Here is a 20,564-nt window from a genome sequence, read left to right on the forward strand (position 1 = left end):
CCTCATCGTATGCACAGCCAAAATGACGACTAAATTAATCTTCAGACAGTGTTTTCATATCAATCACAAAACGATATTTCACGTCGCTCTTTAACATGCGCTCAAAAGCTTCATTAATGTTTTGCATGTCAATCATTTCTACTTCAGAAACAATATTATGCTCACCACAAAAATCGAGTAGCTCTTGTGTTTCCTTAATTCCGCCAATCACCGACCCTGCAATTGATTTTCTTCCTAAAATCATAGGTACTGAATTTGCGCTAATTTCACCTAAATATCCGACCAGCACAATTGTTCCATTTAAAGCTAGTGTTGGAATATAAGGCTTCAAGTCATGGTTATAAGGCACCGTATCAATAATCAAATCAAATTGATTTAACACTGATTTCATTTGAGCTTCATCTGTTGATAACACAACATGATGCGCTCCGAGTTGTTTTGCATCCTGTTCTTTGTTTGCTGAACGAGTGAATAATGTCACTTCTGCACCTAGAGCATTGGCAAGTTTAATCGCCATGTGTCCTAAACCACCTAAACCGACTACAGCGACTTTACTACCCTTTCCAACATTCCAGTGACGCAGCGGCGACCAAGTCGTAATACCAGCACATAGTAGAGGTGGTACAGCTTGAGCATCCAGATTTTCAGGTACTTTTAATACAAAATCTTGGCTACACGTAATACTTTGTGAATATCCACCATAAGTTGGGCGTTGGTCGTGGCGATCTACGCCGCCATAAGTCTGGATGTTACCTTCTTCACAATATTGCTCTAGCCCTGAATGACAAGCCGAACAAGTACGGCATGAATCGACCATACAGCCAATTCCCACTAAATCACCAACCTTATATTTTGTAACTTTAGGACCAATTGAAGTGACACGACCTACAATTTCATGGCCCGGAACAATTGGATAAGTACTAAATCCCCAATCGTTTTTAGCTTGATGAAGATCGGAATGGCAAACACCACAATATTCAATTTGAATAACAACATCATCTTCACGTGGGGTTCTACGTTCAAACTTAAACGGAACTAAAGGAGTTTCTGATGACAGCGCAGCATAACCTAAAACTTCAATTGTCATATTTTTTCTCTCATGTTTAATGTTTAAATAAAGACGATTTCTTCGCTGGAAATTCATTGATGGCTATAGATTTTGAAAATCCATAAATAGGTTTTAGAACGTTTTGGTTCACTAAGTTCCAACTCATCGACTTTGTGCCATGTTGATCAGTATAAAAATGAAAATCGTAAGCTGTTGTTCTATTCCTCTCACAGATTTGCCTAATCCTCCGAATTGTTGCACTTCTCACTATTTTTCTTATTTGAAATGCCTACAATAAAAACACAGAGAGTAATCGGTGGAATCTGAATGGCGAATAGGTCTCTAAACCATAATCAAGAATTAGCTCAACTTGTCGATCAATGGACCCGAGAAAAAGGTACATTCGAAACACCTATTATGGGACTGACTTTATTTCGTGCAGAAAAAATGACCCAACCAAGTAGCAGTATGATGGATGCGAGTCTATGTATGATTGCTCAAGGGAAGAAACAGGTAACTCTTAGCGAAGAAACCTATACGTACGACTCTAACCATTTCCTTTTTACGGCAATTGACCTACCTGTAATTGCTCAAGTTCTTGAAGCTTCAATTGAACGACCCTATCTTTCGATAGTGCTACGGCTAGACCCGTATATACTCGCTCAAATCATGCTTGAAGCCCACATTCCTTTTAAAGACGTAAATACTGAGAAAAAAGGAATGGCTGTTGGAGTAGTGAATTCAGAGCTGAATGATGCTTTTATACGGTTAATAAAACTATTAGATACACCACAAGACATTCCCATCTTGTCTCCCCTTATTATTAAAGAAATTTTTTATCGTTTATTGATGAGCCCACAAGGCGATCGACTTAAACGCATTGTGGCGGCCGGAACTACTGGCCATCGAATTGTGAAAGCGATTGAATGGCTGAAAACAAATTTTGCAAAATCTTTTAGCGTTGAAGAACTGGCAAGTAAAATGGGTATGAGTGCTTCTAGTTTTCATCAACATTTTAGGGATATCACTTCAATGAGTCCCTTACAGTATCAAAAGAGAATGAAGTTAACCGAAGCACGACGTTTATTAATGACCGAAGAATATGATATTTCAACGACCAGTATTCAAGTCGGATATGAAAGTTTGTCGCAATTTTCCCGAGAATATAAACGCTTTTTTGGGGTTTCTCCGTCAGTAGATATTAAGAATATATAAAAGTAATAACCGTGGACCATTAAAAAATTAATACCAGAAAAAAGCGGTATTTGATTATGTCCATTCATCAAATACCGCTAAATTTAATCATTTAAATAGAAATATAAAAAATACTCTATCAACATTGAGCAAAGCAATTACTCCTGATTCATTCGCTCAAGCTCACGAATTAAACCAGAATGATCTAACTCACCGTCTCCAGCAGCAAGCATATTTTCAAATAATTGGCTGACTTGTTGAGCAATTGGCAAATTTAACTCTAGTGATTTGGCATACCTAACGGCTGTATGAATATCTTTATGCTGGTTTCGAGCAGTGCCACCCGGTTTAAAATCTCGATTTAGCATACGTTCACCATGCTGCTGTAAAATTGGAGAATCGGCAAAACCTCCTGTGAGTGCCTGTTTTAGTTTAATAGGATCAGCGCCTGCTTTACTAGCCAATAATAAGCCCTCGCTTACAGTTGCAATGGTCGTTGCTACAATCATTTGATTCACAAGTTTTGCGAGCATTCCACAGCCAGCACCACCAACTAAAATTGGGCGCCCCATTGCACTTAAAATAGTTTCAGCCTGTGAAAATGTTTTAGCGTCACCGCCCACCATAATGGCAAGACTTGCATTTTGAGCACCTTTTTCACCACCAGAAACAGGAGCATCTAAATATTGAAATCCTCTTTCTTTACACTTTTCACTTTGTGCTTTTGCAACCTCAACCGCTATCGAACTCATGACGATAACCGTGCTTTCAGGTTTTAGCTGAGAGATGGCACCATGCTGTTTAAACAGAATCTCATCACAAGTTTTTCCATCGCTGAGCATACAAATCAGAAACTCTACATCTTTCCCTACTTGTTCAAGTTCAGAGCAAACATGAGCACCCGCCTCTTTTAAGCTATCTGCTTTAGAGGAGGTTCTATTCCAGACTTTTAGCTGATGACCTGCCTTAAGTAAATTCATAGCCATTGGCATTCCCATAATGCCTGTACCCACAAACCCGATGGTCGCCATTATTTTATCTCCGCAGCTGCTCGAACTTTAAGTTGCTGTTTTTCTACTTTTAAGCTATTCGATTTTAACTTTGCTAATAGCAGCAGTCCTAAGCCACCCATCGCTACAAAGCCTGCAATGGCCAGGAAAGCTACTGTATAGGTGCCGGTAGTTGTATATAAATATCCAGTTAAATATGGACCCGTAAAACCGCTTAAATTACCCACTGAGTTAATTAATCCAATTCCGGCTGCGGCCCCTACTCCCGTGAGAGTTTGCCCAGGAATGGTCCAGAAAATGTTAATTGCGCTAAACACCCCAATGGCAAGAAAGATAAAGCCCACAATAATGGCCCACGGTTGATTTACAAGTAGTGCAATCGCAATTGCTAATGCAGCCATAAGTGCAGCACAAGCGCCGTGTTTATAACGCTCTTGTTTACGGTCAGAACGGCGGCTCCATAAAACCATTCCGACTGCTGCAAATGCATATGGAATTGCGGTGAGTAAACCATTTTGAATAAGACTGATTTGCATACCAAACGTATTACGGAATGACTCTAAAACACTTGGTAAGAAGAAGAACATTGCATTTGAACCAGAAGTAATTCCAAAGTACACAATTGCCATAATCCACACTAAAGGATTTTTAAACACTTGTTTAATGAGTTCACCTTTAGTTAAAGCAGCATCGGCAGATTGCTCTTTTTCTCTTTCTTCACGTTCTAGTGTAGACATTAACCATTGGCGCTGATCAGCCGTTAACCACTGTGCTTCTTTTGGATTATTGGTTAAATATTTTAGACAGATTAATCCCAAAATAATGGATGGAATACCTTCTAGGATATACATCAAACGCCAACCTTCATAACCAATGGTATTGCCCCATTGCATGAGACCAACTGAAATTGGCGCCCCAATAATTTGAGCAATTGGTAATCCAAGATAGAACGTGGCAAAAACACGAGCACGATATTTTGCGGGAAACCACAAGGTTAAATAAAAGATAACGCCCGGAAAGAAACCCGCTTCTGCAATACCAAGTAAAAACCGTAAAACAATAAACTGCGTGCCGCTATGAATAAAACCCATGAGTCCGGCAATAATTCCCCAAGTAATCATGATTCGGGCAATCCAGATTCGCGCTCCAAAACGATGAAGCAAGATATTACTTGGCACTTCGGCAATAAAATAACCTAGAAAAAAAACACCCGCACCTAGACCAAAAATCGTTTGAGTAATTCCAAGTGCATCATTCATGTGTAGCGCAGCAAAACCAATATTGGTCCTGTCTAGAAATGCCATAATGAATAAAATAATAAGAAACGGGATAATTCGATTCGAAATACGTTTGATTGTCTGCTCTTCGAGAGCAGTTACATTTTTGATATCTTCCATAATAACTCTCACATCAATTGGCGATCACTGCCATTAATTTTGGGTATCTTCTATATGTGCCTGAATCACGCTTTCAAAATTTTCGTCTGCTTGGAAACCTAAAGATTCGGCATATTCAGCTTTCACTTGAACAGGCCAACTTTGAACAATACGTTGAATAGTTTTGTCTTCTTGCCATTGCACTAAATCAGTTGCTTGTTTGCCTGCAACTTTTTCAAGCGCCTCAAGCATTTCTTTAACCGTAACTGTTAATCCTGGTAGAGGAATAATTCGGTTATCTTGAAGTACATCTGAAGAAATTGACGCAGCTTTAATCATTGATTCAACACAACGTCGTGGTGAAGTAACAAAAACTGGAGTATCTGACTGGACTGGGCAAACAGTCGTTTCGCCTTTTAATGGTTCACGGATGATTGAACTAAAAAATGTTGATGCAGCTTTATTTGGTTTGCCTGGACGAACCACAATCGTCGGTAATCTTAAAACACGGCCATCAATAAAGCCTTTACGTGAATAATCTGAAACCAGTAATTCTCCTACTGCTTTTTGCATGCCGTAAGAAGACTTTGGTGTAACTACTGTCTCATCTGTCACAACTTCTGGTAATTGGCCACCAAATACAGCACAGCCACTGGCAAAAATAACCCGAGGCGTGGTTTGTTTCTTTCTTAATTCTTCTAATAAATTTAAGAGTCCGTAGAGGTTAACGTCCATACCTAAATCAAAATCGGCCTCTGCTGCTGAGCTCACCACAGCAGCCAGATGCCAAACAACATCAATATTTTCTGTAATATTTGCCACAGTGGTTTTATCGGTAATATCGCCTACCACCACTTCAATTCTTGGATCTTGTGGCAAATCATCGCCAGCAAATGCATCAAATAGAATAATTTTATCGATGGACTGAGGTTTATTGTCATCTAAAGTCAAGCTGCCAGCTTTTAATATCTCTTTGGCAATTTGCTTTCCAATAAAACCTGTTCCACCAGTGATTAGCACATTCATACAGAGGTCCTTTCCTAGTTTTTATTCACTTAAAAACTTTTGTAATTGTCGTGAATTAAACGATAAGGAGTCCTTGCAATAATTTCCAATGAATAATTTCTAAATATTGATAACTTTTTAATATCAGTTTTATGTTTATAAATTTACTAAACAGAGCAGGTTCTCTTTTTAATTTTAAAGCCTCAAACCTAACTATGGCTTGAGGCTGAATAGATTATTTACGTTTTGCATTTTTAAGTAAAATATTAATAAATGCTGCTGCAATATCAGAAACTGGCTCACCTTTGCGCGTTAAAATTCCATAATCCTGCGCATCTAAAATTAGATCTGTTTCTAAAATCTGTAATTGCCCTTCTTTTACCTGATCAATCACCATGGCTTCGGGCAACATCCCCACCATGGGCGCCCCTTTTAAGATCTGCAAAAATGTCTGCATCGACATGGTATTGACTGTATTTAAAGGAATTTTGACTTTTGCTCGGGCAAATGCACCTTCCATACGCTGTCGAATTGGCGTGCCTTTAGGATAAAGTACCCATGGCCAATTTAGTAATTCTTCTAATGTACAAAACTTTTTCTTGGCACATGGATGGGCATTATTAACAACAATACAAAACGGCTCGGGGCCTAACGGTTGGAAATCAAAAAACTGACTTTGTGTCACATCGGTAAAGCGGCCTATGGCTAAATCTAAAGTGTGTTCACTTAGCATTTCCATTAAATGGTCGCTGGTTTGTTCAACAACATCAATAGAAAGTAACGGCCATTGTTTCTTAATCTCAATAATGGAGTTTGGAATCACCACCGCTGTTGCTGCAAAGATACCGCCTACTTTTAAAAATCCGTGACCGCCTAACCGTAAAATTTCTATGTCTTCGACAAAATGCTTTGCATCATTTAAAACTCGCTGCGCATATCGAATTACATGTTCGCCTAAAGCTGTTACTGGCATATTTCGAGGCAGTCGCTCAAAAACAGGAAAGCCCAATAAACCTTCTATTTCCTTTAGCATTTTACTCACCGCGGGCTGACTTAGGTTCATCTGCTCGGCTGCCAAATGCATGTTATTGGTCCTCGCCAAAGTTTCTAACAACACCAGATGTTTGAATTTCAACCAATTATTCAGGCTTGCGTAAGTTAAATCCGCCATTTTCAAAAATCCTTTCCGATAACTTTTCGTTATTAATAATTAAATTATTACGATTGGTGTTTATTAAATAAGAAACATATCATGATTTCAAATAAAAGAAGGATGCTTTAAATGAACTTTACGTTAAATTCCCAGAACTCATTACCAGACGATGCTACTCAAGGATGTTTAATTGGTCGTGCGTGGATTCCAAATCAAATTTCTGGTCCATCTCCGATTCTTTTAAAAGGCGATCAGGTTTTTGATATTTCTGAAAAGTTCCACACGATTTCCCAGTTACTAGAAAGTTCAGATCCTTTAAGAGCTTTATCTGAAATTGAAGGAAAATTAGTGGGATCAATTGATGCGCTATTTGCCAACACAGTCGCTGAACCAGATACAAACAAGGCATATTTTTTAGCCCCTATTGATTTGCAAGTGATTAAAGCAGCTGGTGTGACCTTTGCAGCAAGCATGTTAGAGCGCGTAATTGAAGAACAAGCAGGCGGCGATGCACAAAAAGCTCAATCGATCCGTGCAGTTGTGCAAGGGGTAATTGGTGATAATTTAAAAACAATTGAACCCGGTTCTGAAAAGGCACTTCAACTCAAAGAATATTTAATTGAACAAAAAATGTGGTCTCAATACCTTGAAGTGGGCATTGGTACTGACGCTGAAATTTTTACTAAAGCACCCGTTTTAGCGGCTGTGGGAACTGGTCAAAATATTGGTATTCACCCGAAATCTGAATGGAATAATCCGGAACCAGAAGTTGTATTGGTTGCAAATAGCCACGGTAAAATTTTAGGTGCGACTTTAGGTAATGATGTGAATTTACGGGACTTTGAAGGTCGTAGTGCTTTGTTATTAAGTAAAGCAAAAGATAACAACGCATCGTGTGCAATTGGACCGTTTATTCGCCTTTTTGATCATACTTTTACTTTAAATGACATTCGTGCTTGTGATGTTGAACTGAAAATTGAAGGTACAGATAACTTTGTGCTCAATGGTGTGAGTTCTATGTCTCAAATTAGCCGTGATCCGGAAGATTTAATTCAACAAACCCTGAATGAAAATCACCAATATCCAGATGGTTTTGTTCTATTTTTGGGAACTTTATTTGCGCCTACTCAAGATCGTGAACAAGCTGGGGCTGGCTTTACCCATAAAGTCGGGGATGTCGTCCGTATTCATTCACCTAAACTTGGTACTTTATACAACACGGTTATGACCAGCGACAAAGCAACGCCGTGGAATTTTGGAATAAATGCTTTGATGCGTAATTTAAAGCAACGTGAATTACTGTAATTTTCACGTATTATCGATCGGCTGAATTGTAAGATTCATCTCGTGAATAAACTAAATTTCAAAAAGTATGAGTGAAAGGATCAAAAAAATGAATGATCAAAATAAACGGATTTTTTTACGTAGCCAAGAATGGTTTGATGATCCTGAACATGCTGACATGACAGCACTCTATGTTGAGCGTTATATGAATTATGGCCTGACCCGTGCCGAACTACAATCAGGTCGCCCGATTATTGGTATTGCACAAACTGGTAGTGATTTAACTCCATGTAACCGTCACCACAAAGAACTTGCTGAACGGGTTAAAGCAGGTATTCGAGATGCGGGTGGTATTCCCATGGAATTCCCCGTTCACCCGATTGCAGAACAAACCCGTCGCCCTACTGCCGCACTTGATAGAAATTTAGCTTACTTAGGCTTAGTTGAAATATTACATGGTTATCCGCTTGATGGTGTGGTGCTAACTACAGGTTGTGACAAAACTACACCTGCTTGTTTAATGGCTGCCGCAACGACAGATATACCAGCCATTGTGTTGTCTGGTGGACCAATGCTAGATGGCCATTTTAAAGGTGAGTTAATTGGTTCTGGGACTGTGCTTTGGCATGCAAGAAATTTACTTGCCACAGGTGAAATTGACTATGAAGGATTCATGGAAATGACGACTTCCGCCTCACCTTCAGTTGGGCATTGCAACACCATGGGCACTGCACTTTCTATGAATGCCTTGGCAGAAGCTCTGGGCATGTCTTTACCTTCATGTGCAAGCATTCCAGCGCCGTATCGCGAACGCGGGCAAATGGCCTATATGACAGGTAAGAGAATATGTGAAATGGTTTTAGAAGATTTACGTCCATCTAAAATCATGAACAAACAATCATTTGAAAATGCCATTGCAGTAGCCTCAGCATTAGGTGCATCAAGTAACTGCCCTCCTCATTTAATTGCAATTGCCCGTCATATGGGTATTGAGCTGAGTTTAGAAGACTGGCAACGCGTTGGGGAGAACATTCCTCTCATTGTGAACTGCATGCCTGCGGGTAAATATTTGGGTGAAGGTTTTCACCGTGCTGGCGGTGTTCCAGCTGTTTTACATGAATTACAAAAAGCAGGTGTTTTACATGAAGGCTGTGCATCAGTCAGCGGTAAAACGATGGGAGAAATTGCTAAAAATGCAAAAACCTCCAATGCAGATGTTATTTTTCCATATGAACAACCATTAAAACATGGTGCAGGTTTTATTGTGCTTAGTGGCAATTTCTTCGACAGCGCCATTATGAAAATGTCTGTTGTGGGTGAAGCATTTAAGAAAACCTATTTATCTGACCCAAATGGGGAAAATAGCTTTGAAGCACGGGCAATCGTTTTTGAAGGGCCAGAGGACTACCACGCACGAATTAATGATCCAGCCTTAGACATTGATGAACATTGTATTTTGGTCATTCGAGGTGCGGGCACAGTAGGCTATCCTGGCAGTGCGGAAGTTGTAAATATGGCTCCCCCCGCAGAGTTAATTAAAAAAGGAATTGACTCCTTGCCTTGTTTAGGTGATGGCCGTCAAAGCGGAACATCTGCTAGCCCTTCTATTTTAAATATGTCACCTGAAGCCGCGGTAGGCGGTGGCATTGCTTTATTAAAAACCAATGATCGTTTGCGTATTGATCTCAATAAACGCTCCGTAAATGTCCTCATTTCAGACGAAGAGTTAGACAAACGCCGCGAGGAATGGAAACCAACTGTCTCTACATCTCAAACGCCTTGGCAAGAAATGTATCGCAACATGGTGGGGCAATTATCTACTGGTGGTTGTTTGGAACCTGCAACTTTATATATGCGAGTCATAAATCAAGACAACCTCCCAAGACACTCTCATTAATTTCAGGATATTTGTTATGACCATTATCGGACACAACTTTATTGGCGGTTCACGTAGCGCACAAAGTACAACTTTATTAAAAAGTGTGAATGCAACAACTGGTGAGGCTTTGCCTTATGAGTTTCACCATGCAACCGAACAGGAAGTGAATCAGGCCTGTGTAGCAGCTAGCCAAGCCTTTAAAACTTACCGTCATACTTCACCTGAACAGCGTGCTACATTTTTAGAAAACATTGCTGATGAACTCGATGCTTTGGGCACCGATTTTCTAGAGACTATTTCGCAAGAAACCGCTTTGCCACTTGCCCGTTTACAAGGTGAACGGGGCCGTACCAGTGGACAAATGCGCCTGTTTGCTAAAGTATTGCGTCGTGGTGACTTTTTAGGTGCCCGTATTGATACTGCTTTATCTGAGCGTCAGCCTTTACCTCGCCCAGACCTACGTCAGATTAAAATTGGTGTTGGTCCTGTTGCTGTATTTGGGGCGAGTAATTTCCCGTTAGCCTTTTCAACCGCAGGTGGCGACACTGCTTCTACACTGGCAGCTGGTTGTTCTGTGGTAGTGAAAGCCCATAGTGGACACATGGCCACGGCAGATTTTGTGGCTCAAGCAATTGAACGTGCCGTAGAAAAATCAAATATGCCTAAAGGCGTATTTAACATGATCTACGGTAATGGCGTGGGTGAACCTTTAGTGAAGCATCCTTTAATACAAGCGGTTGGATTTACAGGTTCACTACGAGGCGGCCGAGCTTTATGTGACATGGCCGCGGCCCGCCCACAACCGATTCCTGTCTTTGCTGAAATGAGCAGTATTAACCCAATGCTGATGTTGCCCGAAGCCTTAAAAAACCGTGGGGATAAAATTGCACAGGACTTAGGCGACTCAGTTGTTTTGGGCTGTGGTCAGTTCTGTACCAATCCGGGGTTAATTTTAGGCATTAAATCAGCCGAGTTTAGCCAGCTCATTAACAACCTAACTGAAATTATGGGTGGCAAACCTGCACAGACTATGCTGAATGCCGGAACCTTAAAAAGCTATACCGCTGGTCTTGAGCACTTAACCGAGCATCAAGGCACTGAACACTTGGCAGGTCAAGCCCAGCAAAGCAATCAGGCACAGCCACAACTATTTAAAGCTGATGTGGAGCTATTACTTGCAGGTGATCAGCTTCTGCAAGAAGAAATCTTTGGGCCAGCGACAGTGGTAATTGAAGTTGAAGATAAAGCCCAACTTCTTCAAGCCTTACAAAGCATGAATGGTCAGCTCACTGCAACTTTAATTGCCGATGAAGCAGACTTAACCGAGTTTGCAGATGTGGTTCCTGTGCTAGAAGAAAAAGCCGGCCGTTTGCTCATCAATGGTTATCCAACGGGTGTTGAGGTGTGTGATGCGATGGTACACGGCGGACCATATCCAGCCACTTCAGATGCACGAGGTACCTCTGTTGGAACCTTGGCAATTGACCGTTATTTGCGTCCTGTGTGTTACCAGAACTATCCGCAAAGCTTATTGCCAGAGGCTCTAAAAGATAGCAACCCGTTGAAGATTTTAAGACTGGTCAATGGTGAGATGACCAAAGCAGCTATCTAATCAATTAAAAAAAAAGAGACCACTCGTTGGTCTCTTTTAACTTCTACATGCAGAGCTGATAAATAGAATAAAATTCCCAAAATTAACAGGGGTTGTAATTTATATTTTTCATAAATAAATCAACTGCGTACTCAACCCAAGTACTAATTTCACTATCAGAAATTGCATAATTAGGATGTGTCAGACACTTTAGATGGGCATCACTTCGTAATAATGCCAAGAATATATTTGCTGCTATATCGGCAGAGGAATTTAACTCAATCTCTTTATTTTTTTGAGATTTTTCAAGATAACCCGCAATAATATTTGCAAGCTTTTGCGGGCCTACTTCAAAGAATTTTTCAGATAACTCGGGAAATCTAACTGCTTCTGCAATACAAACTCTAAAAAATGCCAATCCTGAATGCGACAATATAAAACACAGATAGGTTTTCCCCATCTCGGTTAAAGCCGAGCGTAAATTTTCAGCTTTTGTCTCGACTAAAATGATTTGCTCTTGCATGTTCGTGCATTGTCGTTCAATCACCGCTGCAAACATCGCTTCTTTATTTTTATAGCACCCATACATCGTTGCTTTTGAAACACCCGCTTGTTTTTGAATCATGTCTGTCGTTGTGCCACTAAAACCGTGAATCAAAAAAAACTTGGTTGCTGCATCCAGAATTTTTTGATCTTTTTCATTAGCTTTAGTTGAAACTGACATATTGGCCTTATAAAAATTTTAGCGATTTCGTTCTAAGTGTAACTCATCGAAAAGTTCAAAATCGAGAATTGACGGAAATTTAATTAAAGAGTAGAGTACCGATCGGTACAGTACAGTAAATATCTGCTCCGTGCAATGAATGGAAGTTTAAGATTTTAAGGTAAAAAATGAATACAAAGCCACTCATCGGTTTAGCAGGTGCAATATTTGCTGCAATGACTGTTGAATTTAACAACCGAATCACGAGCATTACCTTAGTCGACATTCGTGGCGCGATGGGAATTAGTGTTGACTCTGGTTCTTGGGTCAACAGTATTTATGCAAGTGCCATGATTATTGGAATGATTCTATCCACCAGTTGGGCGGTCATTTTTTCTATGCGCAGAGTTCTGCTTTTTGCCATAGGACTTTGTCTCTTTTCTAGCGTTTTAATTCCTTTTAGCCCCAATATCGAAATATTTTATTTATTGCGTGGCTTACAAGGGCTCGCCAATGGTTTAACCATTCCTTTGCTCATGGCCTGTGCGCTTAGATTTTTAGGACCTGACATTCGGCTATGGGGTCTCGCCTGTTATGCATTAACTGCAACATTCTTTCCCAACTTAAGTGCCGCACTCTCTGCATTTTATTTAGATGTGATTGGCTGGAAAATGATATTTTTCCAAACCATTCCTTTTTGTGCACTAAGCGCTGCACTGGTGTATTTGGGGATTCCCCAAGATCCATTGAATTATTCAAGAATAAAAACTTACGATTGGATGGGTGCTATTTTAGCGATTATTAGCTTAGCCAGCCTGAGCACCATGTTGTTGCATGGCAACCATTTAGACTGGTTCCATTCACAATTAATTTGTGTATTGGCCTTAATTAGTGCAATTACTTTACCTTGGTTTTTCATACATGAATGGCGTTATCCATCGCCATTAATTAAACCGCAAATGCTCGAAATCCGAAATTTTGCCTACGCTGTTATTGCCCTGTTTTGTTTTGTCATTATTGGTATGTCCACCAGCACATTACCACTGAATTACTTAAGTGCTGTGCATGGCTATAAACCCACTCAGACCATGTGGATTGGCTTACAAATTGCGGCATTGCAATTTATCTATATTCCTATTGTTGTGAAGCTTTTAAATCAAGCTTGGGTGGATAGCCGATATGTACACGGGTTTGGTTTACTTCTGGTCATCGCGGGTTGCCTAGGTGCAAGTCAACTTGATACCACATGGAATCAAGATCAGTTTTATTTTTGGCATGCAATCTCATGTTTGGGGCAAACCTGTGTCGTGCTCTCGCTCTTAATGATGGGAACAAACAGCGTTCACCCAACCATGGCAATTTATGCATCACCAATGATTAATACTCCGCGTGCGATTAGCGGTGTACTGGGTGTTTGTATTTTGGATTGGATCAATAGAGTGCGCGGTGAATACCATTCAACACGGCTGATTGAAAATACAGCCCAACATGTTTTCCAAAATATTCAAGGCCCTGTCATTAATCCACTTACTCCCCCTGTACTCACTGCAAATGGTAGTGATCGTATTTCAGGTGGTTTATCTGCCCTAAATTCTGCGATTCAAGCACAACAATCTGTTTTAGTTATTAGCGATCAATATCTCATCTTAGCTGGCCTTACCGCTATTTTATTCATTGTGATGTTGATTTTGCCTGTTCGAACCTATCCGCCACGTATTGCTCTCATTAAGTTAATGAATAGTCATAACTCAGGAAAATCTTTATGAGTACTCTCGAAGCCCAAGATACTATCCACACCGAACCACCTAAGTTAACAAAGGTGCAATATCTCAAAAAGCATTGGGTTATGGTTATTGCGTTCATTATTGTCTTAGCATCTATTTTGTGGGTTTTAAAACTTATATTTTTACCCTCTTCGACTATTGAAACAGACGATGCGCGTGTGGATGTAGAGTACTCAACCATTGCCCCTAAAGTATCTGGCAATATTGAAGAAATTTATATTAAAGATCATCAGACCGTAAAAAAAGGCCAACTTTTAGCAAGGATTGATGCACGTGATTATCAAGCTGCTTTGGCTGAAGCTGAATCTAATTATGCAAAAGCACAAGCTGACGTGAGTGAAGCGATGCTCGCAGTTGATAGACAACCCACTGTTATTCGAGAAACTGAAGCACAGCTGAGAAAAGTAGAAGCTGGAATCAAACTCACAAAAGATAATACGGCGCGTTATGAGGAACTACAGGCACTTGGGGCCGAGTCTAGATTAATTACACAGCAATCTAAGACGACTTTGACGGAACAATATGCTGACTTAGACAGTAGTAAAGAAAAAGTGATTGATGCACAGTATCAGCTCAACCAATACAAGATTCAGGTACAAGCCAAACAAGCTGCTCTTAAACAAGCACAAGCAGCACTTGATAAAGCAAAACTGAATTTGAGTTATACAGAAGTTCGTGCGCCTATTGATGGCATGATTGGTCAAAAATCAGCTAACGTAGGTAACTTTGTGAGCGCTGGTAATCCACTCATGGTGGTTGTGCCTTTAGATCAAGTCTATGTAGAAGCCAACTTCCGTGAAATTGAGCTAAAACAAATAAAAATTGGACAACCTGTTAATGTCTATGTAGATGCTTATAACGTTGAGCTAAAAGGCGTGGTAGATAGTTTCTCTCCATCTACTGGCGCATTTTTCTCTCCGATCTCTGCGACCAATGCAACTGGTAACTTTACCAAAATTGTTCAGCGTCTTCCTTTACGAATCAAGCTTGTTGAAAATCAAAAAGACGTTAAATTATTACGCCCTGGTTTATCGGTTTTAGTATCAATAGATACGAATAAATAGATAGTCTAGATTTCAAAATATGAGAGAAAAAGAGACCATTTACGGTCTCTTTTCTAATGATGAGTTTTAAAAAGTCTTTAAAACTTTTTAGTGTAGTTTACAAACAAGCGGTCTTCACCAAAGTCATTGCCATGTTTTACGTTGTAATCAATACGAATGTATTGCAGGGCCACGCCTTTTAAGAACGGCTGCTGAAACGCATAATTTAAAATCACATTCGACTCAGTTTCATGGTTTTTCTCGCCATTGGCCGCTTTAAAGTCATGGCCGTAAACATATTTCACCATCGCATTTAGGCCCGGTATATAGTCTTTAAAGTCGTAGCCGTACATAATGTGGTAAGACTTTTCTTCTTTTTTAAAGAATCCCGTGGCATTCCAGTTAATGAAATAAGTCTCTGGTAAAAAGCCATCCGGTAAGGGATAGGCTGACTCGCCGATAATTTGTTGATAACCTAAACCAAAGGTATGATTTTTTACTTTGAGTGTTTCTAGCACCCCAATGTTTTGTGCATCAATATCAAAAGTATTGCCGTCATCTTTTGCATTGAAATATTTAAACTTAGACGTAAGAGCAAAGTTAGGTTGTTTCCAATTATGCTCAAGCCCTACATAGTGTTTGTTGTAGAGGTCTTCCAAGTTACCAAAGTAGTATTCGCCCTTGAGTGACGGCGTAATTTGATAGCGCAGGTCAATATAATTTAAGCCATCAGAATCTTTGGTAATTCCATTTGATGTAAACGAAAACTTTTTAAAGTCTTCTTCATTTCGTGGCGACACTTTTTCAACCCGTCCAATTTCAGCATAGAGCTGATCTGAAAGTTGCGACTTAAGATTGGTTCCCCAATAAGAGGCAAGTAATTGTCGGCTGGCATCAACAGCCGTTACAGGCAGGTCTAACCAGAGTTCACCGACACTCAGCAAGGTTTTGTCATAGCCCAGCTTTAAAGTGGCACCGTATTTTAAAAAGTCTGATGCTTGAGATTGTGTTTCCTTATTAAAAGGTAAGACCGTGTCCGCAACATGTTTATCTGAACTTAGACGTACAGCGTATTGAACAGAAGCATCAGCCCCAATGGTGATGGGTTTGTCTGCAATTTGCAGCGGAGTATCATGCATTTTCGATTTATAAAATAATGACGCTGCCTGAGACCAGCTACCCGTATCTTTGAGTGCATCATTATCAAAGTCGCGGTTGATATAGGCATTCTTTAGCGTGAATTTCCACTCATCTTCGTCTTGTTGAGTGGTATTGGCTGCCCACAACAATGAATGACCACTACAGATAAATAAAAGAGTAGAAAACTTTAAATATGGTATTTTTAAATATTTCATGAAACAAATCATCCTTTAATTATTGTCTGCGCCATCCTTTGGCGCAGACATATATTTGTTCGTTGCGATAGCCTTATCTCAATTTGAAGCGACTAAAACTTGAGACCGATTTTTCTTTAAACGTTTAATGAGTAACAATGAAACCGCGGCACAAAATGCAGGTATCGCTAAAATGCTTAAAATTTCAAAACTGGAGAGATTTAATGACATTAACCAGCCGCCCATAATTGACCCCACAATCGACCCTGAGCGCCCTACTGCATTGGCCCAACTTACCCCTGTTGCACGGCAATGTGTTGGATAAAAACTAGATGCAAAAGCATTTGCTCCTACTTGCGAACCACTAATTCCTGCACCTACACCAAACATGGCAAACATCAATAAAGCCGTATTTGCCTGTTCAATTCCAAACCCTAAACAAATCAGGAAAAAACCACCAAAAACATAAGCCGTACTTAAAATTTTGGTTGCATCCATCTTATCCATCAGTAGGCCTAAGACAATGGCACCAATGGTTCCACCTATTTGGAAAATTGAAGTCAGCCATGACGCGTTGGATAAATTAAAGCCCTCATTGGTCAGTAAAGTAGGCATCCAACTTGAAATCATATAAATAATGAGAAGGCTCATAAAAAAGGTAAACCAAATCAAAAAAGTGCCCAAAGCAAAGCCTTTATTAAACAAATCTTTCAAACTTGATTTTTCGACTTCATTGACTGTTGGAACCAACGTAGGATTACTATTTAAATGCGGCGCGATACGGTGAATAATCTTTTCAATTTTTTCGGTGCCTTTCTTTTTAAGCACTAAAAATCGGATAGATTCAGGTAATAAAAAATATAAGAAAGGTACAGTCGCTAAAGGCAACACTCCCCCAATGAGCAAAATACCGTGCCAGCCAATATGAGGAAGTAACTGAGCCGAAAAAATACCCCCAAGAGCAGAACCAACAGTAAAGCCACAGAACATCATGGTTACAAGATTAGAGCGACGAGATGTAGGCGCATATTCAGACGTTAAAGTAATTGCATTGGGTAAAGCCCCACCTAGACCCAAACCAGTGAGAAATCTCCAAATAATTAGGGTTTGTAAATCTGCTGAAAAAGATGCAAAAACACTGGCAATTCCAAACATAATCACCGAACCAATCAAAATCGGTTTACGGCCTAATTTATCGGATAACGGTCCGAAAATGAGTGCACCTGCCATCAGTCCAAACAAGCCAGCGCCAAATAAAGGTGCCAAATCGGTTGCTTGCAACCCCCATTCTGCCTTTAAAGCAGGTGCAATAAACCCAACTGCTGCGGTATCAAACCCATCAATCGCAACAATCAAAAAACACAACCACATGATTAATTTTTGCAAAGACGATAGCGGTATTTCATCAATGAAACTTTGTACGTCTATAGAATTTTGAGACATGAGAGCTCCTTTCGCCAATACATTGGCGTATATGCAATCCTTAGCAAAGGTGCCCAACTGTATTTTTTATTTAGGTTGAGCACCTATTTCAATAAATCAGATCAATTTAATTTATTTCACATTCACCGTAATTCCAGTCAGTCCAGTAATGTCTGCATGCATAACATCACCTTTCACTACCGCACCCACGCCTTCTGGAGTTCCTGTAAAAATCAAATCACCTGCTTTTAATTTAAATAACGTAGATAAATTGGCAATCGTTTCGGCCACAGACCAAATCAGATGACTGACATCGCTGTGCTGTCCGGTTTTACCATTTACCGTTAAATGAATATCGGCATTATTGATTTCACCCGTTTGAGTAATCGGATGAATTGGGCCAACTGGTGCAGAAAAATCAAAAGCCTTACCGATTTCCCATGGACGGCCTTTTTCACGCATTGCCATCTGTAAGTCACGGCGGGTCATATCTAAACCAACGGCATAGCCATAGATATAGTTCACTGCCTCCTCAACTGAGACATTTTTGGCATCTTTACCAATTGCAACGACTAATTCGATTTCATAATGAAAATTTGAAGTTTCAGATGGATATGGAATATCAACCGCATCTGTATTTACTGGAACAACCGACTCAAGGTCATTTGGCTTACAAAAGAAAAATGGCGGTTCACGGTCTGGGTCAAAACCCATTTCACGTGCATGAGCAGCATAGTTACGGCCGACACAATACACACGGCGTACAGGAAATTTATGCTCTGAGCCGTGAATAAATAGACCCGCAGTGGTCATTGGTTCAAAAATAAATGACATATATAAATTCCTTCTATTAAGTTAATCACGACTCAAAATGCATCAGCCTGCTGTTCAGGTGCTGCTTTTTGAAATGCTTCTAAGGTCATACAATGTTGGTAAATTTCATTAATGTTTGGATAAGCCGATAAATCGACTTTAAAACGCTCGGCAGAAACGACTTGTGGAACTAAATAGGCATCTGCAATGGTCGGTTGCTTGCCATAGCAGAACTTTTCGCGACTCTGGTCTTGTTCCAAAATATGTTCTAAAGCTGCAAATCCATCTTGAATCCACTTGGCACACCATGCATTGATTTGTGCATCATCCAACCCTAAGTTCTGGCGTAAATATTCAAGAACACGCTTGTTGTTTAAGGGGTGAACATCGCATCCAACTAATGCAGCAATGGCACGGACTTTTTCACGACCCAATGCATCTGTAGGCAATAAAGCAGGTTCGGGATATTGTTCTTCTAGCCATTCGATGATGGCTGGACTTTGCAACAAGTTTCCCGATTCAGTTTCAAGTACGGGTACAAATCCTTGCGGATTTAAAGCTTTAAAAGCAGCTTGATGATGTTCGTTTTTAGCGAGTGAGATATAAGTTGCTTCGTAAGCCAAACCCTTTAGGTTCAACACAATGCGAGTTCGATGCGATGTACCGCTACGGAAAAAGCTATAGAGTTTCATGCTACATTTCCTTGATAATTTTTCACTGCATCAAGGCAGTTATTGACATTCCAGCCATATAACCATTCCATTGCATCATAAAAACGTTCAGTAGGACGTCCACGCCACAAATCGTTGCGAACCAAGCGTTGCACACCTTTGGCATGGTAAATTTTGCCCATTTCACGTGAAGACAAAACAATGCGCGCTGTACGTGCCACACGTGCTTTTTGGTAGATATCAAAAGCTTTTAAAATGTCATGGTCAGTAACACGTAACGCTTCACCTAAAGTTACGGCGTCTTCCATCGCCATACATGCACCTTGCGCCATATATTGCGTGGTTGGATGTGCTGCATCCCCAAGTAATGTCACACGGCCAAAAGTCCATGTTTCAATCGGCTCACGGTCTGCGGTTGCCCAGCGGCGCCAGCTTTTAGGTAGCTCAATCAATTGACGGGCTTTCGGGCAAATCCCTTGAAAATAAGACAGCACTTCTTCTTTAGAGCCATCGGTTACGCCCCACTGTTCTTGCTCACGGCTATGGAACGTCACCACAACGTTATATTCCTTTCCACCGCGTAGTGGATAATGCACAAGATGACAATTTGGCCCGACCCAAATACTGGCTGCATTCCATTTCAAGTCTTCAGGAAACTCGCTTTCAGGTACTACAGCACGGTAAACCACATGACCTGTAACCAATGCAGGGTCACCCACATAGGTATCACGCACAACAGATTTAACTCCATCAGCACCGATAAGTGCCTGACCATGATATTGCTTCCCGTTTTGATCGGTAATCGTTACGCCAGCATCATCTTGGTCAACTTTTTGAATATGACAATTAGTAATAATTTCCAAGTTGCCGTATTGTTTAGCACCTTCGACCAATGAACCATGAATGTCGGCACGGTGAATCACCGCATATGGGTTACCAAAACGTTCACGGAATTTTTCATCGGTTGGAATTTTGCCGACCTGATATTCATCAATCGCATCGTGCATAACCATATAGTCGGTATAAACTGCTTTACTACGAGCAATCTCACCAATTCCTAGCGCATCAAAGGCATGAAATGCGTTAGGACCTAGTTGAATTCCTGCACCGATCTCACCAATTTCAGGTGCTTGTTCAAAAACCTGTACCTTAAAACCTTGTTTTGCCAAAGCCAGTGCAGCTGCAAACCCGCCAACGCCGCCACCAGCAATTAATATCGGTTGTTGAGTATTTGACATGATTTATATCCTTATA

General features: G+C 40.4%; 17 protein-coding genes. 6 read left to right on the forward strand and 11 right to left on the reverse strand.

Annotation, left to right across the window (positions count from 1 at the left end):
* Nucleotides 1-34: 34 nt before the first annotated feature.
* Entirely contained in the window at nucleotides 35-1,087 is a 1,053-nt protein-coding gene (locus ACT53H_RS08700; protein WP_004792216.1) for an NAD(P)-dependent alcohol dehydrogenase, read from the reverse strand.
* A 288-nt stretch (nucleotides 1,088-1,375) separates the two neighbouring features.
* On the opposite strand from ACT53H_RS08700, the gene ACT53H_RS08705 reads away from it, so the two are divergent.
* A complete protein-coding gene (locus ACT53H_RS08705; protein ID WP_476009070.1) occupies nucleotides 1,376-2,263 on the forward strand; it encodes an AraC family transcriptional regulator in 888 nt (295 codons plus the stop codon).
* 137 nt (nucleotides 2,264-2,400) lie between these two features.
* Here the strand turns inward: ACT53H_RS08705 and ACT53H_RS08710 are convergent, their stop codons facing one another.
* From ACT53H_RS08710 to ACT53H_RS08725, 4 genes are all read right to left on the reverse strand, one after another.
* The gene (locus ACT53H_RS08710) at nucleotides 2,401-3,273 is read right to left on the reverse strand and encodes an NAD(P)-dependent oxidoreductase (RefSeq protein ID WP_238611406.1); all 873 of its coding nucleotides are present in this window, start codon (nucleotides 3,271-3,273) and stop codon (nucleotides 2,401-2,403) included.
* Nucleotides 3,273-4,649, reverse strand: coding sequence for an MFS transporter (locus ACT53H_RS08715; protein ID WP_174759734.1), 1,377 nt, complete (start codon nucleotides 4,647-4,649; stop codon nucleotides 3,273-3,275). Before ACT53H_RS08715 ends, ACT53H_RS08710 begins: the two co-directional genes overlap by 1 nt.
* Before the next feature lie 33 nt (nucleotides 4,650-4,682).
* The gene (gene denD / locus ACT53H_RS08720; protein WP_174759735.1) at nucleotides 4,683-5,654 is read right to left on the reverse strand and encodes a D-erythronate dehydrogenase; all 972 of its coding nucleotides are present in this window, start codon (nucleotides 5,652-5,654) and stop codon (nucleotides 4,683-4,685) included.
* 214 nt (nucleotides 5,655-5,868) lie between these two features.
* A complete protein-coding gene (locus ACT53H_RS08725) occupies nucleotides 5,869-6,804 on the reverse strand; it encodes a LysR family transcriptional regulator (RefSeq protein WP_238611407.1) in 936 nt (311 codons plus the stop codon).
* 111 nt (nucleotides 6,805-6,915) lie between these two features.
* On the opposite strand from ACT53H_RS08725, the gene ACT53H_RS08730 reads away from it, so the two are divergent.
* The 3 genes from ACT53H_RS08730 to ACT53H_RS08740 all read left to right on the forward strand — a co-directional run bounded on the left by ACT53H_RS08730 (nucleotide 6,916) and on the right by ACT53H_RS08740 (nucleotide 11,561).
* On the forward strand, nucleotides 6,916-8,091 hold the full coding sequence (locus ACT53H_RS08730) for a fumarylacetoacetate hydrolase family protein (protein ID WP_174759561.1): 1,176 nt from the start codon (nucleotides 6,916-6,918) through the stop codon (nucleotides 8,089-8,091).
* Between the two features lie 88 nt (nucleotides 8,092-8,179).
* On the forward strand, nucleotides 8,180-9,967 hold the full coding sequence (locus ACT53H_RS08735) for an IlvD/Edd family dehydratase (RefSeq protein ID WP_353153990.1): 1,788 nt from the start codon (nucleotides 8,180-8,182) through the stop codon (nucleotides 9,965-9,967).
* A 16-nt stretch (nucleotides 9,968-9,983) separates the two neighbouring features.
* Nucleotides 9,984-11,561 carry an aldehyde dehydrogenase (NADP(+)) gene (locus ACT53H_RS08740; protein WP_476009071.1) on the forward strand — a complete coding sequence of 526 codons (1,578 nt, stop codon included), beginning with the start codon at nucleotides 9,984-9,986 and terminating at the stop codon, nucleotides 11,559-11,561.
* An 82-nt stretch (nucleotides 11,562-11,643) separates the two neighbouring features.
* Here ACT53H_RS08740 and ACT53H_RS08745 read toward each other — a convergent pair whose 3' ends face one another.
* A complete protein-coding gene (locus ACT53H_RS08745) occupies nucleotides 11,644-12,264 on the reverse strand; it encodes a TetR/AcrR family transcriptional regulator (protein ID WP_476009072.1) in 621 nt (206 codons plus the stop codon).
* 167 nt (nucleotides 12,265-12,431) lie between these two features.
* On the opposite strand from ACT53H_RS08745, the gene ACT53H_RS08750 reads away from it, so the two are divergent.
* Entirely contained in the window at nucleotides 12,432-14,009 is a 1,578-nt protein-coding gene (locus tag ACT53H_RS08750) for an MFS transporter (protein WP_476009073.1), read from the forward strand.
* Nucleotides 14,006-15,091: an HlyD family secretion protein gene (locus ACT53H_RS08755; RefSeq protein WP_476009074.1), complete on the forward strand. Its 1,086-nt coding sequence runs from the start codon at nucleotides 14,006-14,008 to the stop codon at nucleotides 15,089-15,091. Before ACT53H_RS08750 ends, ACT53H_RS08755 begins: the two co-directional genes overlap by 4 nt.
* A gap of 77 nt (nucleotides 15,092-15,168) precedes the next feature.
* Here ACT53H_RS08755 and ACT53H_RS08760 read toward each other — a convergent pair whose 3' ends face one another.
* The 5 genes from ACT53H_RS08760 to ACT53H_RS08780 form a co-directional block, all read right to left on the reverse strand.
* Nucleotides 15,169-16,425: an OprD family outer membrane porin gene (locus ACT53H_RS08760; RefSeq protein WP_476009075.1), complete on the reverse strand. Its 1,257-nt coding sequence runs from the start codon at nucleotides 16,423-16,425 to the stop codon at nucleotides 15,169-15,171.
* Nucleotides 16,426-16,503: 78 nt separating this feature from the next.
* The gene (locus ACT53H_RS08765; RefSeq protein ID WP_476009076.1) at nucleotides 16,504-17,847 is read right to left on the reverse strand and encodes an MFS transporter; all 1,344 of its coding nucleotides are present in this window, start codon (nucleotides 17,845-17,847) and stop codon (nucleotides 16,504-16,506) included.
* Between the two features lie 111 nt (nucleotides 17,848-17,958).
* Entirely contained in the window at nucleotides 17,959-18,660 is a 702-nt protein-coding gene (locus ACT53H_RS08770; protein WP_476009077.1) for a fumarylacetoacetate hydrolase family protein, read from the reverse strand.
* Nucleotides 18,661-18,692: 32 nt separating this feature from the next.
* Entirely contained in the window at nucleotides 18,693-19,331 is a 639-nt protein-coding gene (gene maiA, locus ACT53H_RS08775) for a maleylacetoacetate isomerase (protein ID WP_068556582.1), read from the reverse strand.
* The gene (locus ACT53H_RS08780) at nucleotides 19,328-20,548 is read right to left on the reverse strand and encodes a 3-hydroxybenzoate 6-monooxygenase (protein ID WP_476009078.1); all 1,221 of its coding nucleotides are present in this window, start codon (nucleotides 20,546-20,548) and stop codon (nucleotides 19,328-19,330) included. Before ACT53H_RS08780 ends, maiA begins: the two co-directional genes overlap by 4 nt.
* Nucleotides 20,549-20,564: the final 16 nt, after the last annotated feature.

The sequence above is a fragment of the Acinetobacter sp. DMC2 genome (assembly GCF_056314305.1).